This window comes from Chthoniobacterales bacterium (assembly GCA_035274845.1).
Taxonomy (GTDB): domain Bacteria; phylum Verrucomicrobiota; class Verrucomicrobiia; order Chthoniobacterales; family UBA10450; genus AV80.
In genome coordinates this window covers 196,992-221,895 of record DATENU010000024.1, presented here as the reverse complement: position 1 = coordinate 221,895, position 24,904 = coordinate 196,992, and the positions used below count along the sequence as shown (strand labels likewise).

Genomic DNA, 24,904 nt, shown 5'->3' with positions numbered 1-24,904 from the left:
TCGTGAATCCCCGGCACTCCCTGGGGCTGGTCTTCGCCACCAGTCTCGTGATTCTTGCGGCAAACCCCTGCGCCAACGCGAAGGAGCGGCCGCCTACGTATTTCACCTCGCCCTGCAAGTGTGTCGGCGCTCACAGCGACGACCGGAAGGTTGCGAAGCTGGACCCTGCCCGCCAACCAGCGCAGGCATCCAGCTTCCGAACCATCACGCCGTCGGGTATGTATGCGCTTGCGCCCGTGCCCGGTCTGACCGGGAAATCACCCCGCGCGCCCGTCGAGCAGCAGTGGTACAAAGTCACGGGAAAGGTCGTCGAGGTAAAGGCGGAGGCGGACGGCGACATCCATTTCGAACTCGCCGACGCCACCGGACGAAAGCGCGGACGCATCCTGGCTGAAGTGCCTCTCGGAACTCGATGGTGCGCGCTTCGCAAGGTCGTGTTCGGATGGACGAAGAAAGGGCAAGCCTTCGCACGCTTCCGAGCCTCAAGCAGACCGCTGCCGCTAAACTCCCATCCCGTGGTGACGGTTTTGGGCAAGGGCTTTTTCGACACCCATCACGCCAAAAAGAGGCCGCTCTTAAATCGAAGTAACATCGACGACACGGGAATGCTCGCAGCGTGGGAAATACACCCGGTCGCGGGGATCACGGCGCCGCAGCAATAGATTTGGGCTCGGGGATCGTCGATTAGCCCGCCACGGCCAGTTAGGTAGACCGTAGACGTTTGCTTGATGCGATTCGGTCGGTCGAATGAAGTCGACTCATCAGTTGGGCTCGTTGCACTACCGTCGCGGACGTATCGCATTCGGGCGGCCGTTGAGAACGCGAATCCGTGTCACCGGATGGATCTCCCAACCGGAAGCCCGCCAGTTTTCCTCTGGGACGACGGCTTCATTTGGATCACTGTGCACTGCACCAGTCTTGTGATCGGGGTCAAAGAATAGCCAGCCTTCAAATTCGACCCAGTGTCCCTCAAGGGTCCGCTTCAGTTTTCTAGTTTTCCAGTCAATCCCTCGTGCCGCCATGATTTCGCGAATTCGTGGCGTTACCTCTACGATGATCTTTTTCGACGGATCGTTCAGAGTGGCCCGATCGGAGTTAGGAAAAAGATCGATATGCGTGTCCGCGTCGATCTCCGCCCTCGCCCCGCAGTTGCACGACTCTCCGTGGCTGATCCCTCCTGGCGTGACCTTCGCAACGTACCCGACAATTCGCCCTGCTTTGCGCGAATTCCATCGCCTTTCATCGCGGCCCGGTTGCAACAGGGCAGCCAAAGTAACGCGGGCGTCAAATTGCGCGGTCGTGGGTATGTGCCAACGATTTTTGTTCTGGTTACTGTTTGCCTTCGATGTGCCCGGGCTGGCGTTTCCGATCAACGGACACCGCGTGAAAGGCGCAGTTTTCCAGACATAAACATCTTGGCCGGTCACCGCCGTTACGGCGAGAAAGGTAATAAGGAGAACCAGGCAGGGGGACCTCATGGCGATGGGTTTTGTTTTAGCAAGGAAGTTTCGGGATGCGCAAGCAATATCTTCGCAGCGTGTGCTCTCGATCCAGAAGTATTTGAATAAGTGGCGACATCGTCATCCGCTCGAAAACGGATGTCGCGTGAACGACCGCGGCGCGGCCGGCTCGCTTGGGTTAGTCGCTCTTCAGAACCCCTACGAAAACCGTTACGACAGCGCTTAGGAGAAATGAGCACCCAATAAATGCATTAAACGACCAGAACAATGCACTTGTAGCCACGAGAAACAGCAACGTTGCCATTGTTGTAAGAAGGCCCATTTTTACCCAGGTTTCAGCCTTGTCTGTCCGAGGATCGATTGCAGCGGTGATAAGGGGCGGAAGCGAGATCGCATACAGTGTTAAGGCAGCAAGGTGCGCGTGGTTCAGGTGGTCGCGTGTTAGCAGTTGAGTCACGGCCACGAATGCGGCTGCCGCCATTCCACTGTGTAGCGCACTTGGGTTCACTGATTGGAAACGGAAGTGCCGCCTCTCACGCTCATTGTGGGGGCAATGAGAGCCGGCCGGTGACAAGTTCCTCGGAAATACCACCGAAGCGAGAGTGCTAAGATTCGACGTAACAGTCAATTCCTAAGCGGACGTTGATTCGCTTGTGCGAATTTCCATCCGACTTGGACCATTTAGCGCAAGATGCAAGAATTTTAGTCAATTCTAGGCGCCCGGTAGGTGGCACGAGGCGGGGCTTCAATCAGACAAAATCGGGTAACGGCTGGTTTTGTTGCACGTCCAACATCCGGAGATAATGCCTGACAGATTCAACCACGACTAACCTTTTCCCGCGAGAATTGCCCTCGCGGCGAAGCGAGATCATTCTGATTTTCCCGAGTGCCGCAAGCTGATAGAGTGTCGAGCGTGAAAGACCGCTGATCGGACACCGCTTGCCAGGTCCTGGCAATGACACAAATTCCGCCTCAGGCTTTTCGGCCGGCTTTGGGGGCTCTGTCGAAACCGGGCGAAAAGCCGCATGTTCTCGAACCATACCTCTCGCGACCTCAATCAGTCGCCACGCCCGATTTAGTTCCTGTTCGGGCGTGCTCTGTCCAATGCTGGCCAGCTGAATAGCCACGCGAGCTACGTGGCTTGCGGCAATAAAATCTCTCGGCAGTCGTTCAACATTGATATCCATGATCGACGATCATGCGACAAGCACAGCCCCACAATCTTGGTTGTACTTGGTGAAGAGAACTCCTCGCTCGATCTCCATTTCTCCATTGCGAAAAGAAAATCTTCATCGAACCAGAGATTGTTTCTGGCACGCTGTTGGTGATATACGTCGCTACCCGTTCGAAGATGGAAAGGTCACCGTCTCCCGCGCCGCCGGCAGCGTGACTTTTCCGTCCGAGTTCATGCTTGTCGCCGCGATGAACCCATGTCCCTGCGGCTACTTCGGCGATCTGAAACGCGAATGCCGTTGCGGGCCGGTTCAGGTCCAGCGCTATCGCCGCCGGATCTCCGGTCCGCTCCTCGACCGGATCGATCTCCACATCGAAGTGCCCGCGGTCGAATACCGCGACATCTCCAGCACGCGCGCCGAAGAACCTTCCGCCGCGATTCGCGAACGCGTCCAGCTGGCCCGCGAAAGGCAGCGCACCCGTTTTCGTTCCGACAAGAAAGTGAATTGCAACGCCCGGATGGGTCCGCGCCAGATCAAACAACATTGCCAGCTCACCGACGAATCGCAGGAATTGATCCGCGTGGCCATGACCGAATTAAACCTCAGTGCCCGCGCCTACGACCGCATCCTGAAAGTCTCCCGCACCGTCGCCGACCTCGCCGAATTAAGCGAAATCACCCCGGAGCATGTCAGCGAAGCGATCCAATACCGCACCTTCGACCGGACGCTCTGGGTCTAGTTTCGTGCCCTGCCACGCCGTAGTTTTTGCGAAAGCGGGTCATTCTTCCCGCATGCGTTTGTAGGATCAACGGCGAGCGCTCGCAAGGGCAGAATTGCGGACGCGGTTTTTGCCTGTTGCCGGCCTCGTAGCGGCGGCGGCTGTCTCCAGTCGCAGTTCCCCCTGCAACCGCCCTGTGATGGGAACCTCTCGACTCACCGATCCACTCGGCGGCTGCGACCTTACCGGCCTGCATTGCGCGCGAAGGGAATTTCGAAAAAGCCGCTTTGAAAAGATTGGTTGACACTTTCCGACGCTTTTCGTAGACCCAACCCGAGATTACGTCCCCCGACGTTTCAACGTATCTTCAGCCGGGCTGCAGAAGTCCGTGGGGCTGATCCTTCGCTGGAAGGCCGCTTAACGCGATCCCCGCCCAATGAACAACGAATCGATCGGCTCTTCCTTCAGTCCCGTCGTTCGACGCTCCGGCTCTCGCCGGCAGTTGCAAAACCATTCCCATGAAAACCCCAAACGATAAGAACAACCCTTTCGACCTTGGTCGATGGGGGAAATGCACGACAACGAAATTAACGATGAGGGCGACCATTGCGCTGCTTGCAGCGTCGGCCAGCGCGGCGTGGTGCCCGTTCGCGATGAGCAATCCCGCGCCCATCGTGAATCCGTCCAAGAATATCACGGTACCCGATGGGCCCGCCCGCGTTCCGGTTGTGGACATTGGGGCGCCCGCAGGTCCACTCACCCATGTCTACATCGGCGACGAGCTAGGCTGCCAGGTCGCGCACATCTTAGACGGGACGGTCTTCGAGTTCTATCCCTCGGGCATATTTCCAGGTGATTGCGGCACTTTCATCGCCACGGGCGGAAGGCTCTACGCGCCTGATTTGAGTGCACACGGAGGGACGGCGGCAGCAGCCCTGCTCGGCCCGCGGGTAGTGTTCACGCGGATCAGCCAGGTCCGGACGGGCACGGGGACGGCAGTTGACCCATTCAGGGCCGTTACGCTCGTGGGTCTCCCCCCGAGCGCCCTCAGAATTCAGCAAACCGATACCTACATCGCCGGAGATGACTTTTACCGAACGGACGTCATGATCATCAACAATGGCGGGCCGGCGACCGGAGTACTCTATCGGGCGGGGGACGCGAAGCTCGCAAGGTCCGATTTAGGCTTCGGTTTCACCACACTCTTCGGCAACCGCCGATCGGTGGGTTGCTCTGTCAATGCGAACAATATGCCGGCCGGCAGAATCGAGGAGTGGATTCCGCTCACGGGCCCCAGCAACTATTATGAGGAAAGCTACGATTTGGTGTGGGCCCGCATCGCCACGCAAACGGCTTTCCCGAATCAGTGCGCCTGCATCGACTACCGGGATAACGGGGCCGGGATCAGCTGGAACTTCAGCATTCCCGCCCTCGGCTCCGCCACCTTCTCGCATCTGACAGCCTTCCCGGCTAGCAGGCGCCCTCTTGTCACTTCGAAAACGGCTCTCAACCCAACATCAGTGGCACGGTCGCGGAACGACTACACCATTAAGATCGATAATCCGAACACAATGTCCGTCACGCTGAGTTCAATTACGGATACGCTTCCGGCGGGATTCAGCTACATATCGAATTTGACTTCCGGCGTAACGACCAGCAATCCGACCGTCTCCGGGCAGAGGCTTACGTGGAACGGCCCGTTTGTCGTCCTCCCGGGCGGCTCCATCTCGCTGAGCTTCGCGGTCATCGTCGCAAGCATGGCTGGCGTTTACTATAACGAGGCGGGCGGCCAGGCCGGAGGAGGCTTTTCCGTGGCCAGTACCGGCCCCACAGCTCCCATTACGGTAACGCCATGCCCGGGGACAATTTTCAGCGAGAGCTTCGACAATGTGACCGCGCCCGCCTTGCCCGCGAACTGGAACGCGACACCTATCGCCCCAGGGTGGATGACCTCGACCACCAACTCTGATACCCCGCTGAATGCCGCCTTCGTCGCCGCCCCGGCGACGATCCGCGACGCGCTGCTCGTCAGTCCGGAGATTCCTATCACCTCGAGCACAGCACAGGTGAGCTTCCGCAGTAATTTCGATCTGCAAAGCGGCTTTGATGGCGGTGTCCTGGAAGTTTCGTCACCCAACATCCTGGGCGGAGCATTCACCGACATCCTCGCTCCAGAAGTGAGGGGGACTTTTGTCACCGGTGGCTATAACGCTGAAATCGACCCCAGTACCGACAGTCCGATTGCGGGTCGAATGGCGTGGTCTGGCTCTTCGTGCGGCTACGTCTGTACCGTGGCGAACCTCGGACCGAACGTCAATGGACAAACAATCAGGCTGCGGTTCCGCATGGGATCAGACAACAGCATGGCCTCTCCAGGCTGGCGCGTTGACACGATCCAGGTTTTGTCGAGTGGAGTCGTCTGTGGGCCGTGCCTACCCGCAACCCTGTCCCCGGCTCAGCTCCTGAATATCTCCGCCCGGGCCCTGGTTGGAATCGGACCTAAGGTCCTGATTGTCGGATTTATCGTCACCGGGAATGCGCCCAAAACCGTGGCGATCCGTGGCATTGGACCATCCCTGGCCGCCTTCGGCATCCCGAATCCGCTGGCCGATCCAACCCTGAATCTGCGCGATAGCGGTGGAAACCCTCTCTTGTCGAATGACAACTGGCGGGATGACCCGGCCCAAGCAGCGCAACTCATGGCCGTCGGTCTGGCGCCGACACACGAGCTGGAGTCTGCCATGATCGTCACGCTGCCGCCCTGCGCTTCTTACACCGCGATCCTGGCCGGGAGGAACGGAGGGACCGGCGTAGGTGTGGTGGACGTCTACGACCTCGATCCCGCGGCTGGCTCGGAATTAGCCAACATCAGCGCGCGCGGCTTTGTCGATCCCGGTGCCGGTGCCAGTGGCGTGATCGGAGGGTTTATACTCGGCGGCAGCAGCAACCCTACCCGGGTGGCGGTGCGTGGGATGGGACCTTCGCTGCCCCTTAGTCCGGTGGTCGCCGATCCAACGCTCGCGCTGCAAGGCGCCACGCCCCCGATTTTGAACAACAACTGGATGCTTAACGTTTCGGCGGATGTGGAATTTCCGCTCCGAGGACTCGTGCCCCTTCCGCTAGAGTCAGGCATCTTTACCCCGACACCGCTGGCACCGGGCGCATTCACCGCCATCCTGGAAGAAAAAAACGGTTCCTTGGGGTTTGGCCTCGTCGAGATTTATAATGTGCATTAGGCCAATCCCCGGAATTACAGAAGGTGCGATCGTTGAAGTTTGCGATCTGAACCGCGAATGCCGCCGCGGCCCGATCCAGGTCGAGCGCTATCGCCGGCGGATATCCGGTCCGCTGCTCGACCGGATCGATCTCCACATCGAAGTGCCCGCCGTCGAATACCGGGACATCTCGAGCACGCGCGCCGAAGAACCCTCTGCTGCAATTCGCGAACGCGTCCAGCTGGCCCGCGAAAGGCAGCGCGCCCGTTTTCGTTCCGACAAGAAAGTGAACTGCAACGCCCGGATGGGCCCGCGTCAGATCAAACAACTTTGCCAGCTCACCGACGAATCGCAGGAGTTGATCCGGGTCGTGATGACCGAACTAAACCTCAGCGCCCGCGCCTACGACCGCATCCTGAAAGTCTCCCGCACCGTCGCCGACCTCGCCGCTTCGGATTCCATCACCCCCGAGCACGTCAGCGAAGCGATTCAGTATCGTACTTTCGATAGAACGCTCTGGGTCTAGACCAATGAGTGCGAAATCACGAGAGGAGCCGGGGGAACGAATGAAAGACGGCTTACACGGCAATTGTGCGCCGACCGCGTCACAACGCTCGGCTTGTCAATGATCAGCGCTCGCTATCAGGTCGCTGATCCGAAACTGGCAATCAGCAGCGCGAAGCGATGACATACGTGAATCACGTATATCGCCAGGGCCCGCGACCGCGTCGCGGCGTGGGCTTGAGCGACCAATGTCTGGTTTCACCCTTCGCTCATATACGTGGGTCACGTATATGATTGCTAAGCCAGGAGGTGTTCAATGAGCTGTCGGGTGCGGCGGGTCATGAAGCGAAAGGCGAGGGCGTCGTCGGTGCCGGTTCCGTTTGGCGAGCGTCTTTACGAATGGCGCAAGAAGAACAACTTCTCCCAGAGCGAAGCTGCTTTGAAGCTGCGGATATCAAGGCGCACCTTGCAGGAATGGGAACAGGGGCGGGCGCGGCCCAGGCATCTCGCCTTTGAGGCAATGGAGGCTTTGCTCAAATCGTAGCTGCGAACTTGCGCAGGTGGTATGCGCCGATTCGCCGCAAACCATTGATGCATTAAGGCGGCCCTTTTCGAAATCGTTTTCAGCGCGGTTGAGCGACTTCGCACGATCGCAGACTGACCCTTGGTTGCGCGAGGGGTGCCACCGCGGTCTCTTGGCGAAGATGTCGAAAAAGAAAGAGCGCCAAAAGAAGTCCGCCTCGCGCGGTCGTAAGCGCCGTTGGAAATGGCTCCTGGTCGGGTTGGTAGTTTTGCTCCTCATCCCGGCTTTGCAGGTGGCAGTGGTGCGATCTGTCAATCCGCCGCGGACATTGCCGATGTGGATTGAGCAGGTGTCGTCGAGCGGGCCGAAGGCTCCGTTACGCTATCGCTGGGTTCCGTTGTCGCAGATTCCGGAGATGTTTTTGAAGCACCTTTGGATATCGGAAGATCAGCGGTTCTTCCGGCATTTTGGGTTTGATTGGGAAGAGATGGATCGCGCGATGGAAAAGGCGGAGCGGAACGGGAAACCGGTGCGGGGGGCGTCCACGATCACGAATCAATGCGCGCGGTCGATTTTTCTGTGGCAGGGACGCTCCTGGATCAGGAAAGGATTGGAATCATACTACACGATCTGGATGGAAATGCTGCTGCCCAAACGGCGAATCCTGGAGCTGTATGCGAACGTGATCGAGATGGGGCGCGGAGTTTACGGCGTGGAAGCGGCGTCGCAGCATTATTTCGGCGTCAGTGCGCGCGGGCTGACGCGGGAGCAATCGGCCATGCTGGCAGCGGTGTTGCCAAATCCAAAAGGCTGGGATCCGAGGAACCCGGGGCGGACGTTACGCTGGCGTCAGCAGCTCATTCTGCGACGGGAGCAGCACGCGCATTTTCCGGAGAAGCTGATGAAATGACGAATGACCAATTACGAATGACGAAGCAACGGAGTTGCGGGGACAAGTGCGTTCCCAAACAGAGTTTACGAACGAGGACGAACGCTGTAGCCACGGCGGCAGCTTGAGCCGTGAGGTAGAGTTGGTGGCGAAATGGTGGTCCATCTCATTGACGGCACGTACGAGCTCTTCCGGCACTTCTACGGGTTGCGACGTTTCACCAAAGGCGCCGACCGGCCTTACGGCGCCGTGGTTGGGGTGCTCCAAGGCGTCCTGCAGATGATTGAGACGGGTGACATGTACATCGGCGTCGGCACGGACCACGTGATCGAGTCGTTTCGGAATCGGCTTTGGACAGGATACAAGACTGGCGACGGGATCGAGCCGGCGCTCTGGGCGCAGTTCCATCCGCTCGAAGAAGCACTGGCCGCGATGGGCGTTGTCGTCTGGCCGATGATTGAGCTCGAAGCTGATGATGCGCTCGCGTCGGCGGCGCACATTGCGTCGAAGAACAAGAAGGTGGAGAAAGTCGCGATCTGGACGCCGGACAAAGACCTGGGGCAATGCGTCCGGGATACGCGCGTCGTCCAGATCGATGGTCGCCGCAAGATCATTCGCGATGCCGCCGCGATCCGCGAAAAATTCGGCGTCGATCCGCCGCTCATCCCCGATCTGCTCGCGCTCGTGGGTGATGCGGCGGACGGCTATCCAGGCATTCCCGGAATCGGCATGAAAGGCGCCGCCGAGCTTTTGAACCGCTACGGCCCGATTGAAAAGTTTCCGCCAAACATTCTGGGCCAACAGCGAAAGCTCGCGCTGCTGTTCAAGAAGCTTGCGACCCTGCGCACCGACGCGCCGCTCTTCAAAAATGTCGAAACCCTCCGCTGGCGCGGGCCCACTCCGGCATTCGCCGCATGGGCAGAGAAAATGGAGGCACCGCGACTCCTCGAGCGGGCGGAAAAAGCGGCCAGTCAATAATCAGGGGCTGTTCTGACGGCTTCCTTTATTTCAACGGCTCGGCGAGTCGGCGGGGGGAGCTCCTATTTCTCTCCGCCGGCGATCTTCACGCGGACGCTCTTTACCTCCTCGTTGGTCGGGGCGCGATGGGCGCCACGATAACTCAGCGACAGCCGGACGATGATGTGGCCGTTGACGATGAATTCTGACGGGACTGGCAAAGTATAAATCCCGGCCTCTTGTCCGGTGCGGATTCCGTGAGGAGAAATGACGCCGAGCTCGTGTTCCGAAGTCGTCGTGACTTCAATCTCTTTTCCACGCGCGAGCGTTCCTACTTGCACCTGGATGAACGCGGTCTCGCCCGCTTCCAGGGCGCGGGGCAGAATCGAATCGACCTCGCGCCAGTCCGCGGCGCCTGCAAATCGGACGAGGAGCGCAACGAAGGCAAACGCGGTTACGATCCTGAACATCGCAGCTACAAGGAGTGGATTGAGACCGCCTTGAGCGTCGGCATCTTTTCCCGTGGGCCGTGAGAAGGCACGACACGGACTTTAACGTTAGCCGGGGCCGTCCTGTCCGGGGTGGCGGCAAGAGCTTCCGCAAAGGCCTGCGGCGCATTGGGCAGCGGGACCGTAAAGGTTGCATCCATCGGCATGCCCTCCATGCTGGGCATCTTGCCGAAAAACGCGATGGTCCCTGCGAAATGGGGGCTGTCCTCATTCAGCTCCCCGGCGTTGTCCGGGGCGCCGACGAAGACGTCAAATTCGCGGGTTAGGGACGAACTCATATCGGGACGTGGGAGGGTGATCTTCGCGAAAAGTGCGGGTTTCTTTGCGTCAATGTGCTTTTGAATGGAGTCAGCGACCACCGGGACGGACGCGTTATTGGCTTGCACGGTTCCTTTTGAGACCGGCGATGGCTGATTCGCGCGGGTGGTCACCTCCTCAGGCGCTTTGATAATTTCTTCGCCGAAGCCGGGCTCATAGTCATACCCAAACCGGTCCATGTTCAAATATTCTCCCGCCTTGCTTTCGCCCACGTATTGACCTTTGCCGTTGACGTAAAACAGGAACAGCTCTTTGGAGAGCGTTTCGAGATCCTGCCCAGTGGGCAGCCAGGGCAGCTTCAGTGCCTGCTGTTTGCGCGTCCAGACATCCCAGAGCCGGTCCATATTCGAGTGGTGCAGGAAGAAGATCGGATCGACCGGCGACAGGAAGTTCGTCATGTTGCCGTACGGTCCGGGATCGATCGGGCCGACACCGCCGATGTAATTGTGAACCTTGTTATGCGGGAACCCTTCCAGGATGGAGAACTCCGTCGAACTGTCCGGCTGAGTGTTATGCGAAGGAGTCTTGGAACTGGTGAAGCTCAGCTTGTCGTCCGAGCTGTAAAAATCCTTTGGTAACAACCCGCTGTGGACAATCCGGGGGGACACGTCATAGGCGGTTTTTTTGTCGAGCTTCGGATTGTCGCGAGTGAGATACCGCGCTCCACAGGTGATGGCGTAGCCCATGTTGCCCGAGATCCCGAATTGGTTTTTAGGGCTATAGCCTGTGACATCGTTCCAGAGGAGCTCGAATTCCGTGTAACCACGGACGTTGAGCTGGTTTTTTTGGGCCGGAGTAAGGCTATTCCAGTATTTCTCGAGAGCGGGCTTAGCAAAAGCAGTGAAGCGCCCGAGGTTGCCGGTGTAAGGCTCGAACCCCATGTCGCGAGGCGTCAGGAGGCCGTCGAACATGGCAGCGGGGATCTCGGGCAAGGTCGTCCAATCCCAATAGGGAATCGCGAAGGTCGGGTCGCCGCTCAGGTTGCGAATGGTCTCTTCGAAATAGCCGAGATAACCGCGGTGCCAGACATAGAACCACCAATTGCCGTGGGGGGCAATCCATCAGGTGGATAAAGGCATTGCGGAACCAATTCTGCGGATGGTCCGCCTTCAGCGCGAGCATGGCCTTCACGCCCCTGGCATAACTCGCCAGCGCTTTCTTGCCGCCGGCGCTCATGACGTTGTATCGCCGGAACTTGGCCTTGGTTTGCGCGAGCGCGCCGAGTGGCAACATGGCGGCGCCTGCGGTCGCGGCGGTGGTTTCGAGAAAACGCCTGCGCGTGATTCCGGTGGGTTTCATAGTTATCTCGTGGGAGAGGGGTGAGGGTGAGGTTCAGCCGCCACGCTAGGAATTCGGGAATGGAGCGGCAAGGCAAAAAAAAGGAATTTTGGCGCTGAAAATTTCACGGAACCCTGAAGCGCATTTCAATGAACTTGAGCAAGCGCCTGATTGACAGCACGTCGGAAACGCGGTTCATCGTTTAACTGATGAGCAGGATCCTGATTGCGGCTCCGTCCACTTCAACGCGCCGCACCGTGTGACCTTCGTCTCCGAGCTCCCCAAAACGGCGACCGGCAAGATCCAGAAATACGTTTTGCGAGCGCAACGGCCTGCGATCTTTCTTCAGTGAGACAGGACCGTCCGCCCGCTTGCGGCACACTTTGCAAAGTCTGACTTTGCGCCGCGCCCTGTGAGGCACACACGTCCCGTAAAGCACACTTTGCAAAGCTGACTCTCCTGCGGCGCTGTTCGGCGTGGTTTGCAAAGTCTGACTCTCGATCGACCTATCCTCTTGCCAGACGGGCCAAGGCACGGGCGAGCGGATGCCTGGGGACGTTCAGCATCCAAATTTGCTTCTCCCTCTTCACAAACCCTCTCGACTTGAGTTTCGAAAGATGCCGGGCCAAAGCTCGCGCCGAGATGTGGGTCGCGGCTTGCAGTTTGGCAAACGATGCCGCGCCCTTCTTCAAAGCGCGAAACACTTCAATTCGTCGCGGATGGGTGAAGGCCGTCGCTAGTTTGAAGATCGCGTCGGCCGGCTGTTCTCCTCGCCCGAAGGCCAGGCGCAGGGCGTCGACAATTTCCGCACCGGCACTGTCGCTCGTGGCTGGCGCCGGCCGGTATTCCACCCGCTTGGCGACGCGCCGGCAAGTGAGCAATCCTCGCGTTTCCAAGGCGCGCAGGTATTGACTGGCGGCCGGCATCGACAACCTTGTCTGTTGCGCGACCGCAGAGACCGTCTGGCCTGGGTGGCGGATCAGGCAGGCGAGCATCTGAAGGCGTTTCCGGCTGGCCAGCACCCGACAGGTGCGCCAAAGAGTCGGCTGGGGAGAAGACGGCACGGCTTCAAATTCCTGTGACCGTCACACACTTTGCAAAGTCTGCCAATCTCCGAAGGCTGGTTGCCAAGTAGCGGTGGTTGCTGAATAACGGTGGTTGCTGAACAAGGCATGCCGTTGCGAAGCGCCGCATGCTTTGTGGTGCTCAAGCACGGCGCGCAGGCGGATGAGGGCGAGCTCCGCGATTTCGCGCGCGAGAATCTTGCCCACTTCAAAGCGCCGCACCGGGTGACCTTCGTCCCCGAGCTTCCAAAAACCGCGCCCGGCAAAATCCAGAAATACGTGTTGCGAGCGCAACGCTCTGCAATCTCTCGGCAGTAAGCGATTCTCCCAGGTTTGAATGCCCGTCCGGGTGGCTTCCAAGAGACTGAGAATGCAGGAAAAAAGGACTGACCCCCGGTTACCGACTGCGATGACCGACCTTTCGTTAGAGTCCGCATTAAGAAGGCGAAACCAAAGGAGTGAATCTGGCGACCGCCTTCAGCGAAAAGGATGGCGTCGATAGAAGCATACGCGCCCGCCAATCCGGCGTTCTGCCGAAGTCCGCCGAACAAATGTCAAATGTTTAGACGCGACCCCTACCTCGTTTTCCTCCGCCCAAACAATTTGTGCAGCGGCCGGACGAATGGACATTACCGGGCCCTTTAGAAGATAAGACGTAAAATGAGCGAGACGATTAGCTGGCAAGAATTTGAGGCTATTGTTGCCCGGCTTCAGAGAAGTTTTGGTGGCGATGTAAAAGTGACGACGAACGAGCGGATATTCGGCAAGCTCGGTCGAAAGCGCCAGGTGGACATTTGCATTCGTGCAACAGTCTCGACCGAAGAAGTATTGATTATCGTGGATTGCAAGAACTGGAGCAGTAAGCCCGATGTCAATGATGTGGCGGCTTTTGCTGGCCTGATGGAGGACGTTGGCGCACACATCGGAATTATGGTTTCCCGGGCCGGGTTTTCCGAAACGGCGCACTCTCTCGCAAAGAAGAAAAATGTTAGTCTCTATCGATATGTCGATACGCAAAAACATGACTGGTTGGATGGTATCGGCCTAAGAACGTCTGCCCTCTTAGAAATCTGGGAATTGACGCCGATCGCAGCCTATTTTGCCCACGCAGATGGCACCAAAGAACCGATAATAACCGACGAGGAAAACGATTTCCGGTTGTCGCCACGCCAAGCTGCTGTCCCTCTTGGTGAGGCGATAAGGCAAATGTGGGATGTCGCCAATGATCCCGCCAAAAGGAAAGAGGGGCCGTGGACGTGCGAAGTCGCGTGCACAACTTCAGCGCGCCCGGAAGTCGTAAGACTGGGAATATCGGTCAACGCAAAGCTAATCCGAGGCATTCGTTCTGGACGTCTTCATTTTGAAGGACTGGTCGACGAGCCTGCGGGACAAGCCAAGGTCCAAGGATGGAAGATGGTCTTCGATGGAGAAATGAAGTCGGTTGGTCCGGGTGACATCCTTCCGAAGTCGCGAACGCTTACGATCCAAGCGAAAAGCACGTTTGTTCGAACCAGCAATGCGGCAAGTGAGACGTTTCAGAAGCTGATCTATACGGGGATATTAGAACTCACCGTTACGGGTAAGAAAGTAGGGCTTCTTCCAGTCGACCCAAATTAGAAGATGTAGCGCCGATGCGCGTCTTGGTGTGGTGACGCGATGTTGACCTTATGGGGCATCGGGGTCGGGTCCAAGTATCGATATTTAGCTCTAATCCCTTGGAGACCCTGAAAAATGGGGCGAAGCCCCGCACGCCGTTGTTGTTCTCAAGCAAGGCGCGCACGCCGATGAGGGCGAGCTCCGCGATTTTGCGCGCGCCAACCTCGCCCACTTCAAAGCGCCGCACGGCGTGACCTTCGTCCCCGAGTTCCCCAAAACCGCGACCGGCAAAATCCAGAAATATGTTTTTGCGAGCGCAACGGCCCGCGATCTCTCCCCAGTGAGTAATTCACCCAGATTTGTTCGCCCGCCGTGGCGGGCAGACTGAGTGGCACCAACGCAAAGAAGGGCGCCCGGGAAGTCCGCGGCGAGGAAGGTAAACCAAAGAAGTGATCCGGGCGACGGGCTCCAGAGAAAAGTGAGCTGATTTGAATGTTAATGTTTTGACGCGACCCCCTCCCCGTGCCGAATGCGGCATCGAACTGAGTGTTGCGGGTACGACCTCGATCGCATTGAATAGCAAGATAATGACGACGAAGGTTCGCCTCCGATTTCGCGTTTCCCCGCTTCAGAAGTTCCGGAGGAACTTAGTGGGAGCAGAGAAGTACCTCGATATGTACTACGAGCTTAGACAGCGCAAGAATCTGGGACGTCGAGGAGCCCTCTCAAAGGCGAATGACTATTTGCTGTGGCTGCCTAGAGCAACGGTCGTTTCGGCCGTGGGCGCCCTTGATGCATATGTGCACGACGTACTTGCAGCATATCTACCGGCGCTGCTTGCCGATGAAGACTTTATGGTCTCGGAACTCCTCGCAGATGCGGTCGGAACGGTGATGCCTACAAGAAAACGAGAAGATGTTCAACACAGCCTGCGCTTTGTTCGTGCAGCTAACGGGCCGCGGTTACTCGCCGAAGAAATCCGCGAAAAAATCGCGCGATTCAAAGCATTCCAGGCCCCCGACAAAGTGGTCAACGCATTTAAGATTCTCGGTATCCCAGACATCCTGTCTGACGTCGCTATACGGTGGCAAGGCCCGAAGACGACACGGGACGACATAGCCGCGCGGCTCGATCGCTACAACAAACGCCGCAACCAAATCGCACACGAAGCTGACGTTGATACGCACGGCGAGCCGAGAGCGATCGCACCGGATTATTCCTGGGAGTGCAAGGAGTTCATACGAGGACTAGTTGAAAGAATCGATCTCTGCTTGCCGAAATAGGAGCGCGGTTGAATCAGCCATGGCCCGACAAAGTCGCATTCGATTTTGGAAACTGTGATCTTCAACTCTTAGGCTGGGGCGACACCATTCTCCCGCGGACTAGAATCGCCGGACGAATCACTTTGCGAGCAATTTCAGTGAACTCGAAGAGATGGACCTCGAGAAGTGATGCAGCCTCGCTGCCAGTATCATTAGATAACGCATCGGGAAGGTCGAGAAGGGCCATCCGTGCCTCGTCCTTTCCGAGTCGTGTGATTTTCAAAAGCGCACGCTTCCATTTGTCGGCCAGTTTGTGCCCGCCGGTTTTCAAGACTGAGGCAGGAATCGGAATCGCTACCGCCGCGATCGCGGTCACTGCGTCGGAACTCGGGAGGCGATTATAATAAACGGGGAACACGTCGCGCTCGTGAGCGACACGTAAATCGGTCAGGAAGACATCCTTTGAATCGAATCGCGGCGACGGAAACCAAAGGGCCCGGCGGCGAACCAGCTCCCTAATTGGACGGCGAGTCATGAGGTCAATTGCTTCCTGCGGCAGACGAGGAACGCTAAGCGCGGACACGTGCCCTTCTCCGGGTACTTTGGACGGAACAGACACAAACATGTATGGCGGCAGCATCGTTGCCGGGCCAGACAATCGGACGGTTGGCGGTCCGGCATCTACCTCTGCTTGCGCGTTCGGTTCTTCTTCGGTTGACTGTGCTTTGACCTGCCGAATTCCTAGAAATGGAAAACTTGCAGGAAACCGCCAAGCTGGCGGTATTGGGAGAACCTGCTCCTCTGCCGCCACAGTGGGTTTTCGAGTCGTCGCCATCAAGAAATGGTCAGCGAGGTTGCTGAACTTCGCCGCAAATTCCATAAACTGCGACACGTCATCCGTGACAAGCATGAGCGAAATCCCGGGCCCCGCACGAAGGACGGCCATGAGTTCAGTCTTCCAAGCGAAATACCAAAACGCCAAGTAAGCGACAGTATTCTCCGGTTTGTACCGCACTAACTGCTGAAGACTGCAAAGCATTTGCGGGAGCGTATGCGCCGCCGCTTGCCCAGCTCTCTGTTCTGTCTCTATATCGCTCCGGTTTCTGGCAATCGCCGGGATGAAATCTTTAATTCGATGCCGCTCGCAGATCGCTTCCGCCTCCGCGAGAAGCGCCAGTGCGTTGTCAAAGTCGCCACTAAATCGCAATGAAGCAGCAAGGTTAATCCGGGTCCCAGCGGCGAGGTGGTGAAATGACCTGCCTTCAGTCAGTTCGAGGACCCTCTTGTGGGCAGCGATTTCATCTTCCAAGCTTCCATTTTCTCTATGTAGCTCGGCCAGCGAGCCGTGAAAGTTGGCCAACCCGAAAACATCACCTGATTGCTCAAAGATTTCGCCAGCGCGCCGAAGCCATAACATGGATTCCCTTCTGCTTCCAAGCCTGCGAAAAAGCGCACTGAGTTCTCCCATGAGGTGACCACGACGTTTCGGTACGCTAGTCGCGTCGAGAGCCTTTTTCAGAACCGCGATTGCAGCCTCCAAAATTTGTTGCCGCTGCTCCTTGTCCTCTTTTCGAGTCAGCAGGCGGATCTCCGCTAGAAGACATTCGGCCAGTTCCTCATGAAGTCCCTCCTTTTCGGCCAGCGTCCGTGCGTCGCTTATAAAACCACCGATTGCCTCATCTGTTCGCACCTTCTCATCGATCTCGGCATGAACTCGGTCCATCTGACCTGTGATTTTTGCAGCCACTTGAGCCTTTAGTGCCTCCGGCGCGCTCTTGCAGAGATCGTAAATTTGCTTTCGGACGTTTTCGCGGAATCCCGCTTTGACTAATTGAGCGAAGACGTCTGCGGCGAACAAGAGACTCTCCACAAGCTCCTCTCCTGCATTCGCCTCTTCGAACCCATTTTTCGCTGCAAGAGCAGCTTTCGCAGCTTCTTCCCAGCGTTCGTGTTGAGCAAACAGTCGTGCGACCGATGCTGTGGTTCGCGCTATCCAGAGTGTGTTGTTCAGTTCCAAGAACATTTCCATCGCCCTCTTGAAACTCTGAAATCCAGACTCCGCGTCAGCGTTTGCGCAATAAAGCCTCCCGGTGAGGAGATGAAGCTTGCCGGAGTTCAGTCTGTCACCTGACTCGCGGTGGAGTTCTTCCACCTTGGCGTAGAGCGCAAGAGCTTCCTCTAACTTGCCATCGTCGCGTTTGAGTTGGGCTTTGTTTTGATAGCATACCGCAAGCACATGGGCGTTTTTTTGACGCTTCTCGCCCTTCAACGTCAGCGCGAATTGGTGAAAAGTCCGAATGGCATCGCCCAGATGCGTCTCTGCTGTTTCGGCGCGGCCAAGACTCCGTTCCAATAGGGCAAGTGAAATGAGTGAACGCGCGGCAGCATCCTGGTCACCGAGTACTTTTGCGATTTCTAACGAGTTGTGAATGACCGCCTCTGCCTCGTCCAATTTTCCAGCCCACAGCAGCATGTCAGCAAGACCGTGCAGCGCGGCGTGGCGTATTGTAGACGGTGATTCTCCGGCCAATTCGAGAACCCTGCGGAAATGCTCTTGCGCTCCCGCGTAGTCCTCACGTCCTTCAAATAGGGCGTGGCCAATCCGGATTCGAATTTTGGCTTCAGCCAATTCGTGCTTCGAGCGAATCGCAGCACTTAATGCCTTTTTAAGAATTGGAATCGCCTCGGTAAAGCGATCCGCGTCCGCAAGGGCTTTTGCCGCGTCTAATAGCTTCTTGATGCGCGCAGGGATTTCTGGATCCGGCGAACGCCAGCGGGGTTCTGACTGAGGAAATTCGCCAAATAATTGCCTGAGTCTGTCGGCCGGCAGCTCTGCCAGCTTTTCCCACAGCTCGTTAATGCCGAGCACGCTGATCCCGATAGGAGGATGCAGGCGTCTGAGCTCGGCCACCGCGGTTGTCGATCGCTTTCCGAGTTTGCCCTCAGGATGATTGTGGACGAATACCCAAGTTTTCAGTCTGCCTGCTAGTGTCGTGGCAGCCTTCTCAAAATCTGTCCGTATCTTTGCCGCAGTCTCAGAGTCTCGGTCTTCTTTTCTCCGGGCCGGAGCATAAACGGCGTAAACCATTTGTGAACTGATGACGAAGCCGTCGAGTCCACCGTCGCCCTGCGTTTTTCGCACGGCTTGAAAGTCCCCCACCGAATGGACCGCCCGCATAAGTTCTTCGAACCACGACTGGAAAGCCTCGTAGTGAAGGCTTCTAAACTTATCGCGGAAAGCGAGGCGCTGGTTTTCGGTCGCAGGCATCGTGGAGTCGTTTTATGCGAACAGCGTTTGCACGTTCGCCAGAACTTCAGCGAGCTTTGTTCCCTTCACCTTCCCGGCTGAATACACAATCATGCTTTGCTCGACGGTGAACAGCCGTTGGGGACGGATAGAGCTCGTTTGATTGAGCTTTCCACGTCCGAAGTCGGCAGGGTCCAATGCGACTGACGATCCATCAGATCTGGCGCGGCTTCGTGACCTGGCAAAGAGAATCACGTCGTCGCCCGGAAGATCGACAAGCACTAATGCAGGCGTGCGTTTGCCCGCTTTCAAGTCCGTTTGCCGAAACGGAAATACGACGGCTTCTCCGGCTACAGGTTTGCCCACGCGGCATCCTCGTCTGGGGAGTTCCAATTACGGGATAGAACAGATTCGCTGAATTCTGCCCCTTTGAGCGATTCGTCGCCTCGGCTCTTCTTGAGACGCACAGCGAAATCATAGACCTTGCGCTGCAAATTCTCGGGCAAGGTAGAGATCTCTTTCTCGATTAACTCGCGCGTGCTCACAGAGGACATTATTTCACAATCGGATCCTGGCGTAAACGGCGTAAAAGGCTGCGCCTCACGCCACCGGAATTGACAGCACACCAGAAACGCGGTTCATCGTTTAGCGGATGAGCAGGATTCTGATTGCGGATGACCAGAACGATGTCCTGGAGGCATTGCGCATTTTGCTCAAGGGGGAGGGGCACCAGACGGAGGCGGTGACGTCGCTCGCGGGGATTTTTCAGGCGCTGGAGAAGAAGGATTACGCGCTCCTGATCATGGACCTGAATTACACCCGGGACACGACCTCGGGGCAGGAGGGGCTGGAGGTGATCCCGAAAATCCAGGCGCTCGATAATACGCTGCCGATCGTGGTGATGACGGCGTGGGCGACAATCGATCTGGCGGTGGAAGCGATGAAGCGCGGCGCGCGCGATTTCATTCCGAAACCGTGGGACAACGATCGTCTGATGGCGGTGGTGCGGACGCAAATCGAGCTGGCGGGAGCGTTGCGGAAAGGACGACGGCTCGAGGCCGCGAATCAATTGTTGCGCGGCAACGCGCCGAACATCATCGCGGAATCGCCCCGGATGCGGCCGGTGCTGGAGATTATTTCGCGGGTGGCGCCGTCGGACGCGAACGTGCTCATCACGGGGGAAAACGGGACGGGCAAGGGACTGGTGGCGCGGGCGATCCACGCCCTGTCGAACCGCGCCTCGCACACCATGATCACGGTGAACATGGGCGGGTTGTCGGAGGGAATTTTCGAGAGCGAACTTTTCGGGCACGTAAAAGGGGCGTTTACCGACGCGAAGACGGACCGGGCGGGACGCTTCGAGCTGGCGGACGAGAGCACGCTCTTCATGGATGAGATCGCGAACGTGCCGATGAACCAGCAAGCGAAGCTGCTGCGGGTGATCGAGACCGGCGAGTTCGAGCGAGTGGGTTCTTCGAAAACGTTGAAGGCGAACGTGCGGATCATCTCGGCAACGAATGCGAATCCGCATGAGGAAGTAGCCCAGGGACGTTTCCGCCAGGACCTGCTCTTCCGGCTGAATACGATCGAAATCGCACTGCCGCCGTTGCGGGAGCGGCGGGAAGACATCATGCCGCTGGCCAACAATTTTCTCCGCCAACACGCAAAGCGATATCGGAAAACGCTGACCGGTTTCGAAGAAAAAGCGCGCGACGTTCTGATGCAGCACCACTTTCCGGGCAACGTCCGGGAGCTGGATCACGTCATCGAGCGCGCCGTCCTGATGACGCAGGGCCAGCAAGTGAAAGCGAACGATCTTGGCCTAACAAGTGGAATTTCAGACACGCCGCGTCTGGAAGACATGAGCCTGGAGGAAGTGGAATCTTTCCTGATCAAAAAAGCGCTCTCGCGTTTCGACGGCAACGCGCGGAAAGCGGCGGAAGCGCTGGGCCTGAGCAGGAGCGCGTTTTATCGGCGCTTGCAACAGTATGGTCTTTAGGCGTAGCGGTAGTGGCCCCGGCTGCTTCGCGCGCAGATGAAGAAAACGATCAAGAAGCTGCGGCACCGCCTCACGCACGAGGGCCGGCTGACCTGGCTTACGCTTGGCGCGGCGGCTCCGGCCGCGATCGTGGCCTTGATTCTTCTCTGGTTCGGCGATCACACCGCCAAGGTGCAATGGACCCTGACGCTTTTCATCGCCGGGGCCGCGCTGACTTTCATCATGAATGCGCGGGAACACATCGTTCGGCCTTTGCAGACGATGACCAATCTCCTGGCGGCGCTCCGTGAGGGTGACTATTCCATCCGGGCCCGCGGTGCCCGGGCCGATGACGCGCTCGGCGAAGCGCTCATGGAAATCAACGCGCTTGGCGAGACCCTGCGTTTACAGCGGCTGGGCGCGTTCGAGGCGACCGCGCTGCTTCGCACCATCATGGCGGAGATCGACGTGGCGGTTTTCACTTTCGATCCCGATCGCCGGCTCCGCCTGGTAAACCGGGCGGGCGAAGATTTGTTAGGCCATCCGATGGACAAGCTGCTCGGCCGCCGATCGAAAGATCTAGGGTTGGAAGTCTGCCTGGATGCCGACCAGGACGCGCCGCTTACCCTGACCTTTCCCGGCGGCGCCGGGCGCTGGGGCGTCAAGCGCAGCTCCTTTCGCGAACGTGGTTTGCCGCACGAACTACTGGTGCTGACCGACCTGAGCCGGACCCTGCGCGAGGAAGAACGCAACGCGTGGCAGCGCCTCGTCCGCGTGATCGGCCACGAAATGAACAATTCGCTGGCGCCGATCAAATCGATCGCCGGCAGCCTCGAGACCCTCATTCGCCGCGACCCGCCGCCAGCGGACTGGCGCGACGATGCGCGCAGCGGTTTGAACATTATCGCGACTCGCGCCGAATCGCTCAGCCGATTCATGCAAGCGTATGCGCGGCTGGCGCGACTGCCCTCTCCGTTGAAGGAGCCGGTCAATCTCGGGGAGCTGGTGAAGCGGGTGGCCAGCCTGGAAACGCGGATCGCCGTTCGTGTCGTGGAGGGGGCAGAAGTGATGGTCGAGGCTGACGCGGCGCAATTGGAACAATTGCTCATCAACCTGCTGCATAACGCCGCGGAAGCTGCGCTCGAAACCGCCGGCACAGTCACGGCGGGATGGCGCGACCTGGCGGAGTGCGTGGAAGTTTTCGTCCGCGACACCGGACCGGGCATTATGAATCCGACGAATTTGTTCGTGCCGTTTTTCACCACGAAACCGGGCGGCTCGGGAATCGGTTTGGCGCTGAGCCGGCAGATCGCGGAAGCGCATGGGGGATCGTTGACGCTGGCTAATCGCGCAGGGCCGGGATGTGAAGCCTTACTTCGGCTGCCGAAATAGAATGTGGGAGCGGCCTGTGCGCCGCGACATTTCGTAATCGTGCTCGTGCTCCTGCTCGTGATCGAAATCGAGAGGGATCGAGCACGATCACGAGCACGAGCACGATCACGAGGAAAATGAGGATTTCGCCGTCCCACATTCGGGACAGTGGAATCCCACAACCGAAGCTTTTCCGGGGAGAGCGGTTTTTGGTGTGTCTGCATAACCACTTTAGGAAAAGGCATTTATAACTTTGTTTTTCCTCGTGGCACGGGCATTGCAATAGGGGGGCGGCGACCACACAAAAACTTGAATCCAAGTCGCCCCAACGACGCATCCCACTAGAGCAGGACGAATATGAAACCCACAAATCATTTCAACGAACGCAATGGCCTCCGCATGCCGAAGACTGACTTCGGTTATCAGGTTTCCTCGATGCCGAGCCGCGGACGCGGCTACGATTCGCGCCGTGCCTCCATTCGCGCCATCAGCCGCGAATACTTTATGAACGAAGCACGCTCGATATTTGCCACCGAGGCCGCGTTCTTCGGCGTAATCGTGATGACGGTCGCCGTGCCGCTGATTTACACCGCCATGGCGCTGGTTCATCTCGTTCGTTCGGTCGCGGCCCTCTAACCGCGGAGATTACCATGACCCAAGCCTCAGGAGCCAAAGCCGAAAACACCATTGTGCGGCCATCCGGTTTCACCCAGCCTAGCAATTCCATGGATGTGCCACGCGCCGGGGTAGCGAAAAAGAAACGGCAGAAACGCATCATCTATATCGCGGCTTCCGTCCTCGGACTGATCGTCGTTACTTTTCTTCTCTCCCGCCTGAAACCGGCGGTGCCGAGCATCGATCGCTCGACCGTCTGGATCGATACGGTGAAGCGCGGGCCGATGGTCCGGCAGGTCCGCGGTCTCGGCACGCTCGTGCCGGTCGATATTCGCTGGATCGCGGCGAACACCGACGGCCGGGTCGAGAAAATCGTGATCTGGCCCGGCACGGACGTCACGCCGGACAGCGTGATTTTGGAACTGACGAGTCCTGAGCTTGAACAGGCGGCCGGCGACGCCGAGTCGAAAGCGAAAGCGGTGGAGGCCGAGTTGACCACGTTGCGGGCAACACTGCAGCGGGAGCTGCTCGACCAGGAATCGATCACGGCGCGCGTTCATTCCGAATACGAACAGGCGAAGATGGAGCGCCAAACCAACGATCAGCTCGCGAAAAACGGCCTGGTCTCCGAGCTCGTTTACAAGACCTCGAAGGTAAAGGAAGCGGAGCTCGAGAACCGCGATAAGATCGAAACCAAGCGTCTCGAATTCTCGCGCAGCTCGATCGAGCCCCAGATCGCGTCGAAACAGGCGGCCGTCGATCAGGCGAAGGAATTTGCGAAACTGAAGATGGACCAGGTGCAGCAGTTACATGTGAAAGCCGGCATGACTGGCGTTCTCCAGCAATTGCCGGTGCAGGTCGGCCAGCGGATCAAGCCGGGCGATAACCTGGCCCGGGTGGCAGACCCGACGAAACTCAAGGCGCAGGTCAAGATCGCCGAAACACAGGCGAAGGATATCCAGAACGCCCAGGTCGCCTCGATCGACACCCGCAACGGCGTCGTAGCCGGACACGTGATCCGGGTCGACCCCGCGGTAGAGCAGGGGACGGTAACGGTGGACGTGGCGATTGACGGCGAGCTGCCAAAAGGGGCGCGTCCCGATCTTAGTGTAGACGGAACGATCGAACTGGAACGTCTAGATAATGTGATCTACGTCGGCCGGCCGGCTTTCGGCCAGGAAAACAACACGGTTGGCATTTTCAAACTCGTCGCCGGCACTTCCGAAGCGGTTCGGACGCCGGTCAAGCTTGGCCGCAGCTCCGTCAACACGATCGAGATCATCAACGGGCTCGAGCCCGGCGATCAGGTAATTCTTTCCGACACCAGTTCAATGGACGCTCACGAGCGCATCCGCCTTAACTGATAACTAACCACGACAACGCAGCTAACGACCCAAACCAACATCATGGCCTCAACTGAAACCATCAACGAACAACCGGCCCGCAGCACCGGCGGGAACGGCAACAACACACTCATCCATCTCGACGGCGTCACCAAAGTCTTCCTGACGGATGAAGTGGAAACCCACGCGCTTTCGGGCATCCACCTGGATATCCGGACCGGCGAATATGTCTCCATTGCCGGGCCGTCGGGCTGCGGCAAATCAACGCTGCTCTCCATTCTTGGATTGCTGGACACGCCGTCCGGCGGCAGCTACTCGCTCAAGGGGACCGAGGTGGCGAACCTTTCGTTTCCCGACCGCGCCCGGATCCGGAATCGCGAGATCGGATTCATTTTCCAAAGCTTCAACCTGATCGGCGATCTCACCGTTTATGAGAACGTGGAATTGCCGCTGACCTATCGCGGGATGGGTTCCAGCGACCGCAAGGGTTTCGTGCTCGAAGCTCTCGAGCGCGTCGGCATGGGGCATCGCGCCAAGCATTTGCCCAGCCAGCTTTCGGGCGGTCAGCAACAGCGCGTCGCAGTCGCTCGCGCCCTCGCGGGCAAGCCGGCGATTCTCCTCGCGGACGAACCGACGGGTAACCTCGATTCGCGCAACGGCGAGGCGGTGATGGCGCTGCTCAAGGAACTGCACGACGGTGGGGCGACGATTTGCATGGTCACGCACGACACCCGTTTTGCGGAGCATGCGGACCGCACCATTCATCTGTTCGACGGCCGCGTGGTCGAAGACCGGATGGCCGCCTAACAAGTCTGGTTAGTTAATCAGTTATGTCTTCTGTAGCCGCTTCGCTGATCTGCGGAGCGCCTGCCCAATGTGGGA

General features: G+C 58.2%; 22 protein-coding genes. 15 read left to right on the top strand and 7 right to left on the bottom strand.

Annotated elements, in window-relative coordinates:
* Positions 1 to 2 precede the first annotated feature (2 nt).
* Positions 3 to 662, top strand: a complete 660-nt coding sequence (locus VJU77_18930) for a hypothetical protein (protein HKP05431.1) — start codon at positions 3 to 5, stop codon at positions 660 to 662.
* Positions 663 to 779: 117 nt separating this feature from the next.
* Here the strand turns inward: VJU77_18930 and VJU77_18925 are convergent, their stop codons facing one another.
* On the bottom strand, positions 780 to 1,373 hold the full coding sequence (locus tag VJU77_18925; protein HKP05430.1) for a hypothetical protein: 594 nt from the start codon (positions 1,371 to 1,373) through the stop codon (positions 780 to 782).
* Between the two features lie 1,272 nt (positions 1,374 to 2,645).
* Here VJU77_18925 and VJU77_18920 point away from each other — a divergent pair.
* From VJU77_18920 to VJU77_18895, 6 genes are all read left to right on the top strand, one after another.
* Positions 2,646 to 3,374: an ATP-binding protein gene (locus tag VJU77_18920; protein ID HKP05429.1), complete on the top strand. Its 729-nt coding sequence runs from the start codon at positions 2,646 to 2,648 to the stop codon at positions 3,372 to 3,374.
* Between the two features lie 497 nt (positions 3,375 to 3,871).
* Entirely contained in the window at positions 3,872 to 6,589 is a 2,718-nt protein-coding gene (locus tag VJU77_18915) for a hypothetical protein (protein HKP05428.1), read from the top strand.
* On the top strand, positions 6,579 to 7,094 hold the full coding sequence (locus tag VJU77_18910; GenBank protein HKP05427.1) for an ATP-binding protein: 516 nt from the start codon (positions 6,579 to 6,581) through the stop codon (positions 7,092 to 7,094). Before VJU77_18915 ends, VJU77_18910 begins: the two co-directional genes overlap by 11 nt.
* 294 nt (positions 7,095 to 7,388) lie before the next feature.
* Positions 7,389 to 7,616 (top strand): helix-turn-helix transcriptional regulator, encoded by a 228-nt coding sequence (locus VJU77_18905; protein HKP05426.1) that lies wholly within the window; start codon positions 7,389 to 7,391, stop codon positions 7,614 to 7,616.
* A gap of 160 nt (positions 7,617 to 7,776) precedes the next feature.
* Entirely contained in the window at positions 7,777 to 8,505 is a 729-nt protein-coding gene (gene mtgA, locus VJU77_18900) for a monofunctional biosynthetic peptidoglycan transglycosylase (protein HKP05425.1), read from the top strand.
* Between the two features lie 132 nt (positions 8,506 to 8,637).
* Entirely contained in the window at positions 8,638 to 9,462 is an 825-nt protein-coding gene (locus VJU77_18895) for a 5'-3' exonuclease H3TH domain-containing protein (GenBank protein HKP05424.1), read from the top strand.
* Between the two features lie 62 nt (positions 9,463 to 9,524).
* Here VJU77_18895 and VJU77_18890 read toward each other — a convergent pair whose 3' ends face one another.
* The 3 genes from VJU77_18890 to VJU77_18880 form a co-directional block, all read right to left on the bottom strand.
* Positions 9,525 to 9,911 (bottom strand): hypothetical protein, encoded by a 387-nt coding sequence (locus VJU77_18890; protein ID HKP05423.1) that lies wholly within the window; start codon positions 9,909 to 9,911, stop codon positions 9,525 to 9,527.
* Between the two features lie 5 nt (positions 9,912 to 9,916).
* On the bottom strand, positions 9,917 to 11,326 hold the full coding sequence (locus VJU77_18885) for a tyrosinase family protein (protein ID HKP05422.1): 1,410 nt from the start codon (positions 11,324 to 11,326) through the stop codon (positions 9,917 to 9,919).
* Between the two features lie 726 nt (positions 11,327 to 12,052).
* Positions 12,053 to 12,610 carry a helix-turn-helix domain-containing protein gene (locus VJU77_18880; GenBank protein ID HKP05421.1) on the bottom strand — a complete coding sequence of 186 codons (558 nt, stop codon included), beginning with the start codon at positions 12,608 to 12,610 and terminating at the stop codon, positions 12,053 to 12,055.
* A gap of 90 nt (positions 12,611 to 12,700) precedes the next feature.
* Between VJU77_18880 and VJU77_18875 the strand changes: the two genes are divergently transcribed.
* The 3 genes from VJU77_18875 (at position 12,701) to VJU77_18865 (ending at position 15,489) form a co-directional block, all read left to right on the top strand.
* Complete coding sequence (locus VJU77_18875) at positions 12,701 to 12,928, top strand: hypothetical protein (protein ID HKP05420.1); 228 nt, start codon at positions 12,701 to 12,703, stop codon at positions 12,926 to 12,928.
* Positions 12,929 to 13,270: 342 nt separating this feature from the next.
* On the top strand, positions 13,271 to 14,227 hold the full coding sequence (locus VJU77_18870) for a restriction endonuclease (protein ID HKP05419.1): 957 nt from the start codon (positions 13,271 to 13,273) through the stop codon (positions 14,225 to 14,227).
* A 653-nt stretch (positions 14,228 to 14,880) separates the two neighbouring features.
* Positions 14,881 to 15,489, top strand: coding sequence for a HEPN domain-containing protein (locus VJU77_18865; GenBank protein HKP05418.1), 609 nt, complete (start codon positions 14,881 to 14,883; stop codon positions 15,487 to 15,489).
* A 61-nt stretch (positions 15,490 to 15,550) separates the two neighbouring features.
* On the opposite strand, the gene VJU77_18860 is transcribed toward VJU77_18865, so the two are convergent.
* Genes VJU77_18860 through VJU77_18850 form a run of 3 tightly spaced genes read right to left on the bottom strand, consistent with a single transcriptional unit; the run spans position 15,551 to position 19,260 of the window.
* Positions 15,551 to 18,736 carry a tetratricopeptide repeat protein gene (locus VJU77_18860; GenBank protein HKP05417.1) on the bottom strand — a complete coding sequence of 1,062 codons (3,186 nt, stop codon included), beginning with the start codon at positions 18,734 to 18,736 and terminating at the stop codon, positions 15,551 to 15,553.
* Positions 18,737 to 18,748: 12 nt separating this feature from the next.
* On the bottom strand, positions 18,749 to 19,027 hold the full coding sequence (locus VJU77_18855) for a hypothetical protein (protein HKP05416.1): 279 nt from the start codon (positions 19,025 to 19,027) through the stop codon (positions 18,749 to 18,751).
* Between the two features lie 38 nt (positions 19,028 to 19,065).
* Positions 19,066 to 19,260 carry a hypothetical protein gene (locus VJU77_18850; protein HKP05415.1) on the bottom strand — a complete coding sequence of 65 codons (195 nt, stop codon included), beginning with the start codon at positions 19,258 to 19,260 and terminating at the stop codon, positions 19,066 to 19,068.
* Between the two features lie 107 nt (positions 19,261 to 19,367).
* On the opposite strand from VJU77_18850, the gene VJU77_18845 reads away from it, so the two are divergent.
* The 5 genes from VJU77_18845 to VJU77_18825 all read left to right on the top strand — a co-directional run bounded on the left by VJU77_18845 (position 19,368) and on the right by VJU77_18825 (position 24,829).
* On the top strand, positions 19,368 to 20,714 hold the full coding sequence (locus tag VJU77_18845; protein ID HKP05414.1) for a sigma-54 dependent transcriptional regulator: 1,347 nt from the start codon (positions 19,368 to 19,370) through the stop codon (positions 20,712 to 20,714).
* A 36-nt stretch (positions 20,715 to 20,750) separates the two neighbouring features.
* Entirely contained in the window at positions 20,751 to 22,085 is a 1,335-nt protein-coding gene (locus tag VJU77_18840; protein ID HKP05413.1) for an ATP-binding protein, read from the top strand.
* A gap of 336 nt (positions 22,086 to 22,421) precedes the next feature.
* Complete coding sequence (locus VJU77_18835) at positions 22,422 to 22,700, top strand: hypothetical protein (GenBank protein HKP05412.1); 279 nt, start codon at positions 22,422 to 22,424, stop codon at positions 22,698 to 22,700.
* A gap of 14 nt (positions 22,701 to 22,714) precedes the next feature.
* Complete coding sequence (locus VJU77_18830) at positions 22,715 to 24,043, top strand: efflux RND transporter periplasmic adaptor subunit (GenBank protein HKP05411.1); 1,329 nt, start codon at positions 22,715 to 22,717, stop codon at positions 24,041 to 24,043.
* Positions 24,044 to 24,085: 42 nt separating this feature from the next.
* Positions 24,086 to 24,829 carry an ABC transporter ATP-binding protein gene (locus tag VJU77_18825; GenBank protein HKP05410.1) on the top strand — a complete coding sequence of 248 codons (744 nt, stop codon included), beginning with the start codon at positions 24,086 to 24,088 and terminating at the stop codon, positions 24,827 to 24,829.
* The last annotated feature ends 75 nt before the right edge of the window (positions 24,830 to 24,904 follow it).

Coding starts and splice junctions, on each gene's coding strand:
- VJU77_18920 (HKP05429.1), top strand. CDS start 2,646: ATGATCGACGATCATGCGACAAGCACAGCCCCACAATCTTGGTTGTAC.
- VJU77_18915 (HKP05428.1), top strand. CDS start 3,872: ATGAAAACCCCAAACGATAAGAACAACCCTTTCGACCTTGGTCGATGG.
- VJU77_18910 (HKP05427.1), top strand. CDS start 6,579: ATGTGCATTAGGCCAATCCCCGGAATTACAGAAGGTGCGATCGTTGAA.
- VJU77_18905 (HKP05426.1), top strand. CDS start 7,389: ATGAGCTGTCGGGTGCGGCGGGTCATGAAGCGAAAGGCGAGGGCGTCG.
- mtgA (HKP05425.1), top strand. CDS start 7,777: ATGTCGAAAAAGAAAGAGCGCCAAAAGAAGTCCGCCTCGCGCGGTCGT.
- VJU77_18895 (HKP05424.1), top strand. CDS start 8,638: ATGGTGGTCCATCTCATTGACGGCACGTACGAGCTCTTCCGGCACTTC.
- VJU77_18890 (HKP05423.1), bottom strand. CDS start 9,911: ATGTTCAGGATCGTAACCGCGTTTGCCTTCGTTGCGCTCCTCGTCCGA.
- VJU77_18870 (HKP05419.1), top strand. CDS start 13,271: ATGAGCGAGACGATTAGCTGGCAAGAATTTGAGGCTATTGTTGCCCGG.
- VJU77_18865 (HKP05418.1), top strand. CDS start 14,881: ATGTACTACGAGCTTAGACAGCGCAAGAATCTGGGACGTCGAGGAGCC.
- VJU77_18860 (HKP05417.1), bottom strand. CDS start 18,736: ATGCCTGCGACCGAAAACCAGCGCCTCGCTTTCCGCGATAAGTTTAGA.
- VJU77_18845 (HKP05414.1), top strand. CDS start 19,368: ATGAGCAGGATTCTGATTGCGGATGACCAGAACGATGTCCTGGAGGCA.
- VJU77_18840 (HKP05413.1), top strand. CDS start 20,751: ATGAAGAAAACGATCAAGAAGCTGCGGCACCGCCTCACGCACGAGGGC.
- VJU77_18835 (HKP05412.1), top strand. CDS start 22,422: ATGAAACCCACAAATCATTTCAACGAACGCAATGGCCTCCGCATGCCG.
- VJU77_18830 (HKP05411.1), top strand. CDS start 22,715: ATGACCCAAGCCTCAGGAGCCAAAGCCGAAAACACCATTGTGCGGCCA.
- VJU77_18825 (HKP05410.1), top strand. CDS start 24,086: ATGGCCTCAACTGAAACCATCAACGAACAACCGGCCCGCAGCACCGGC.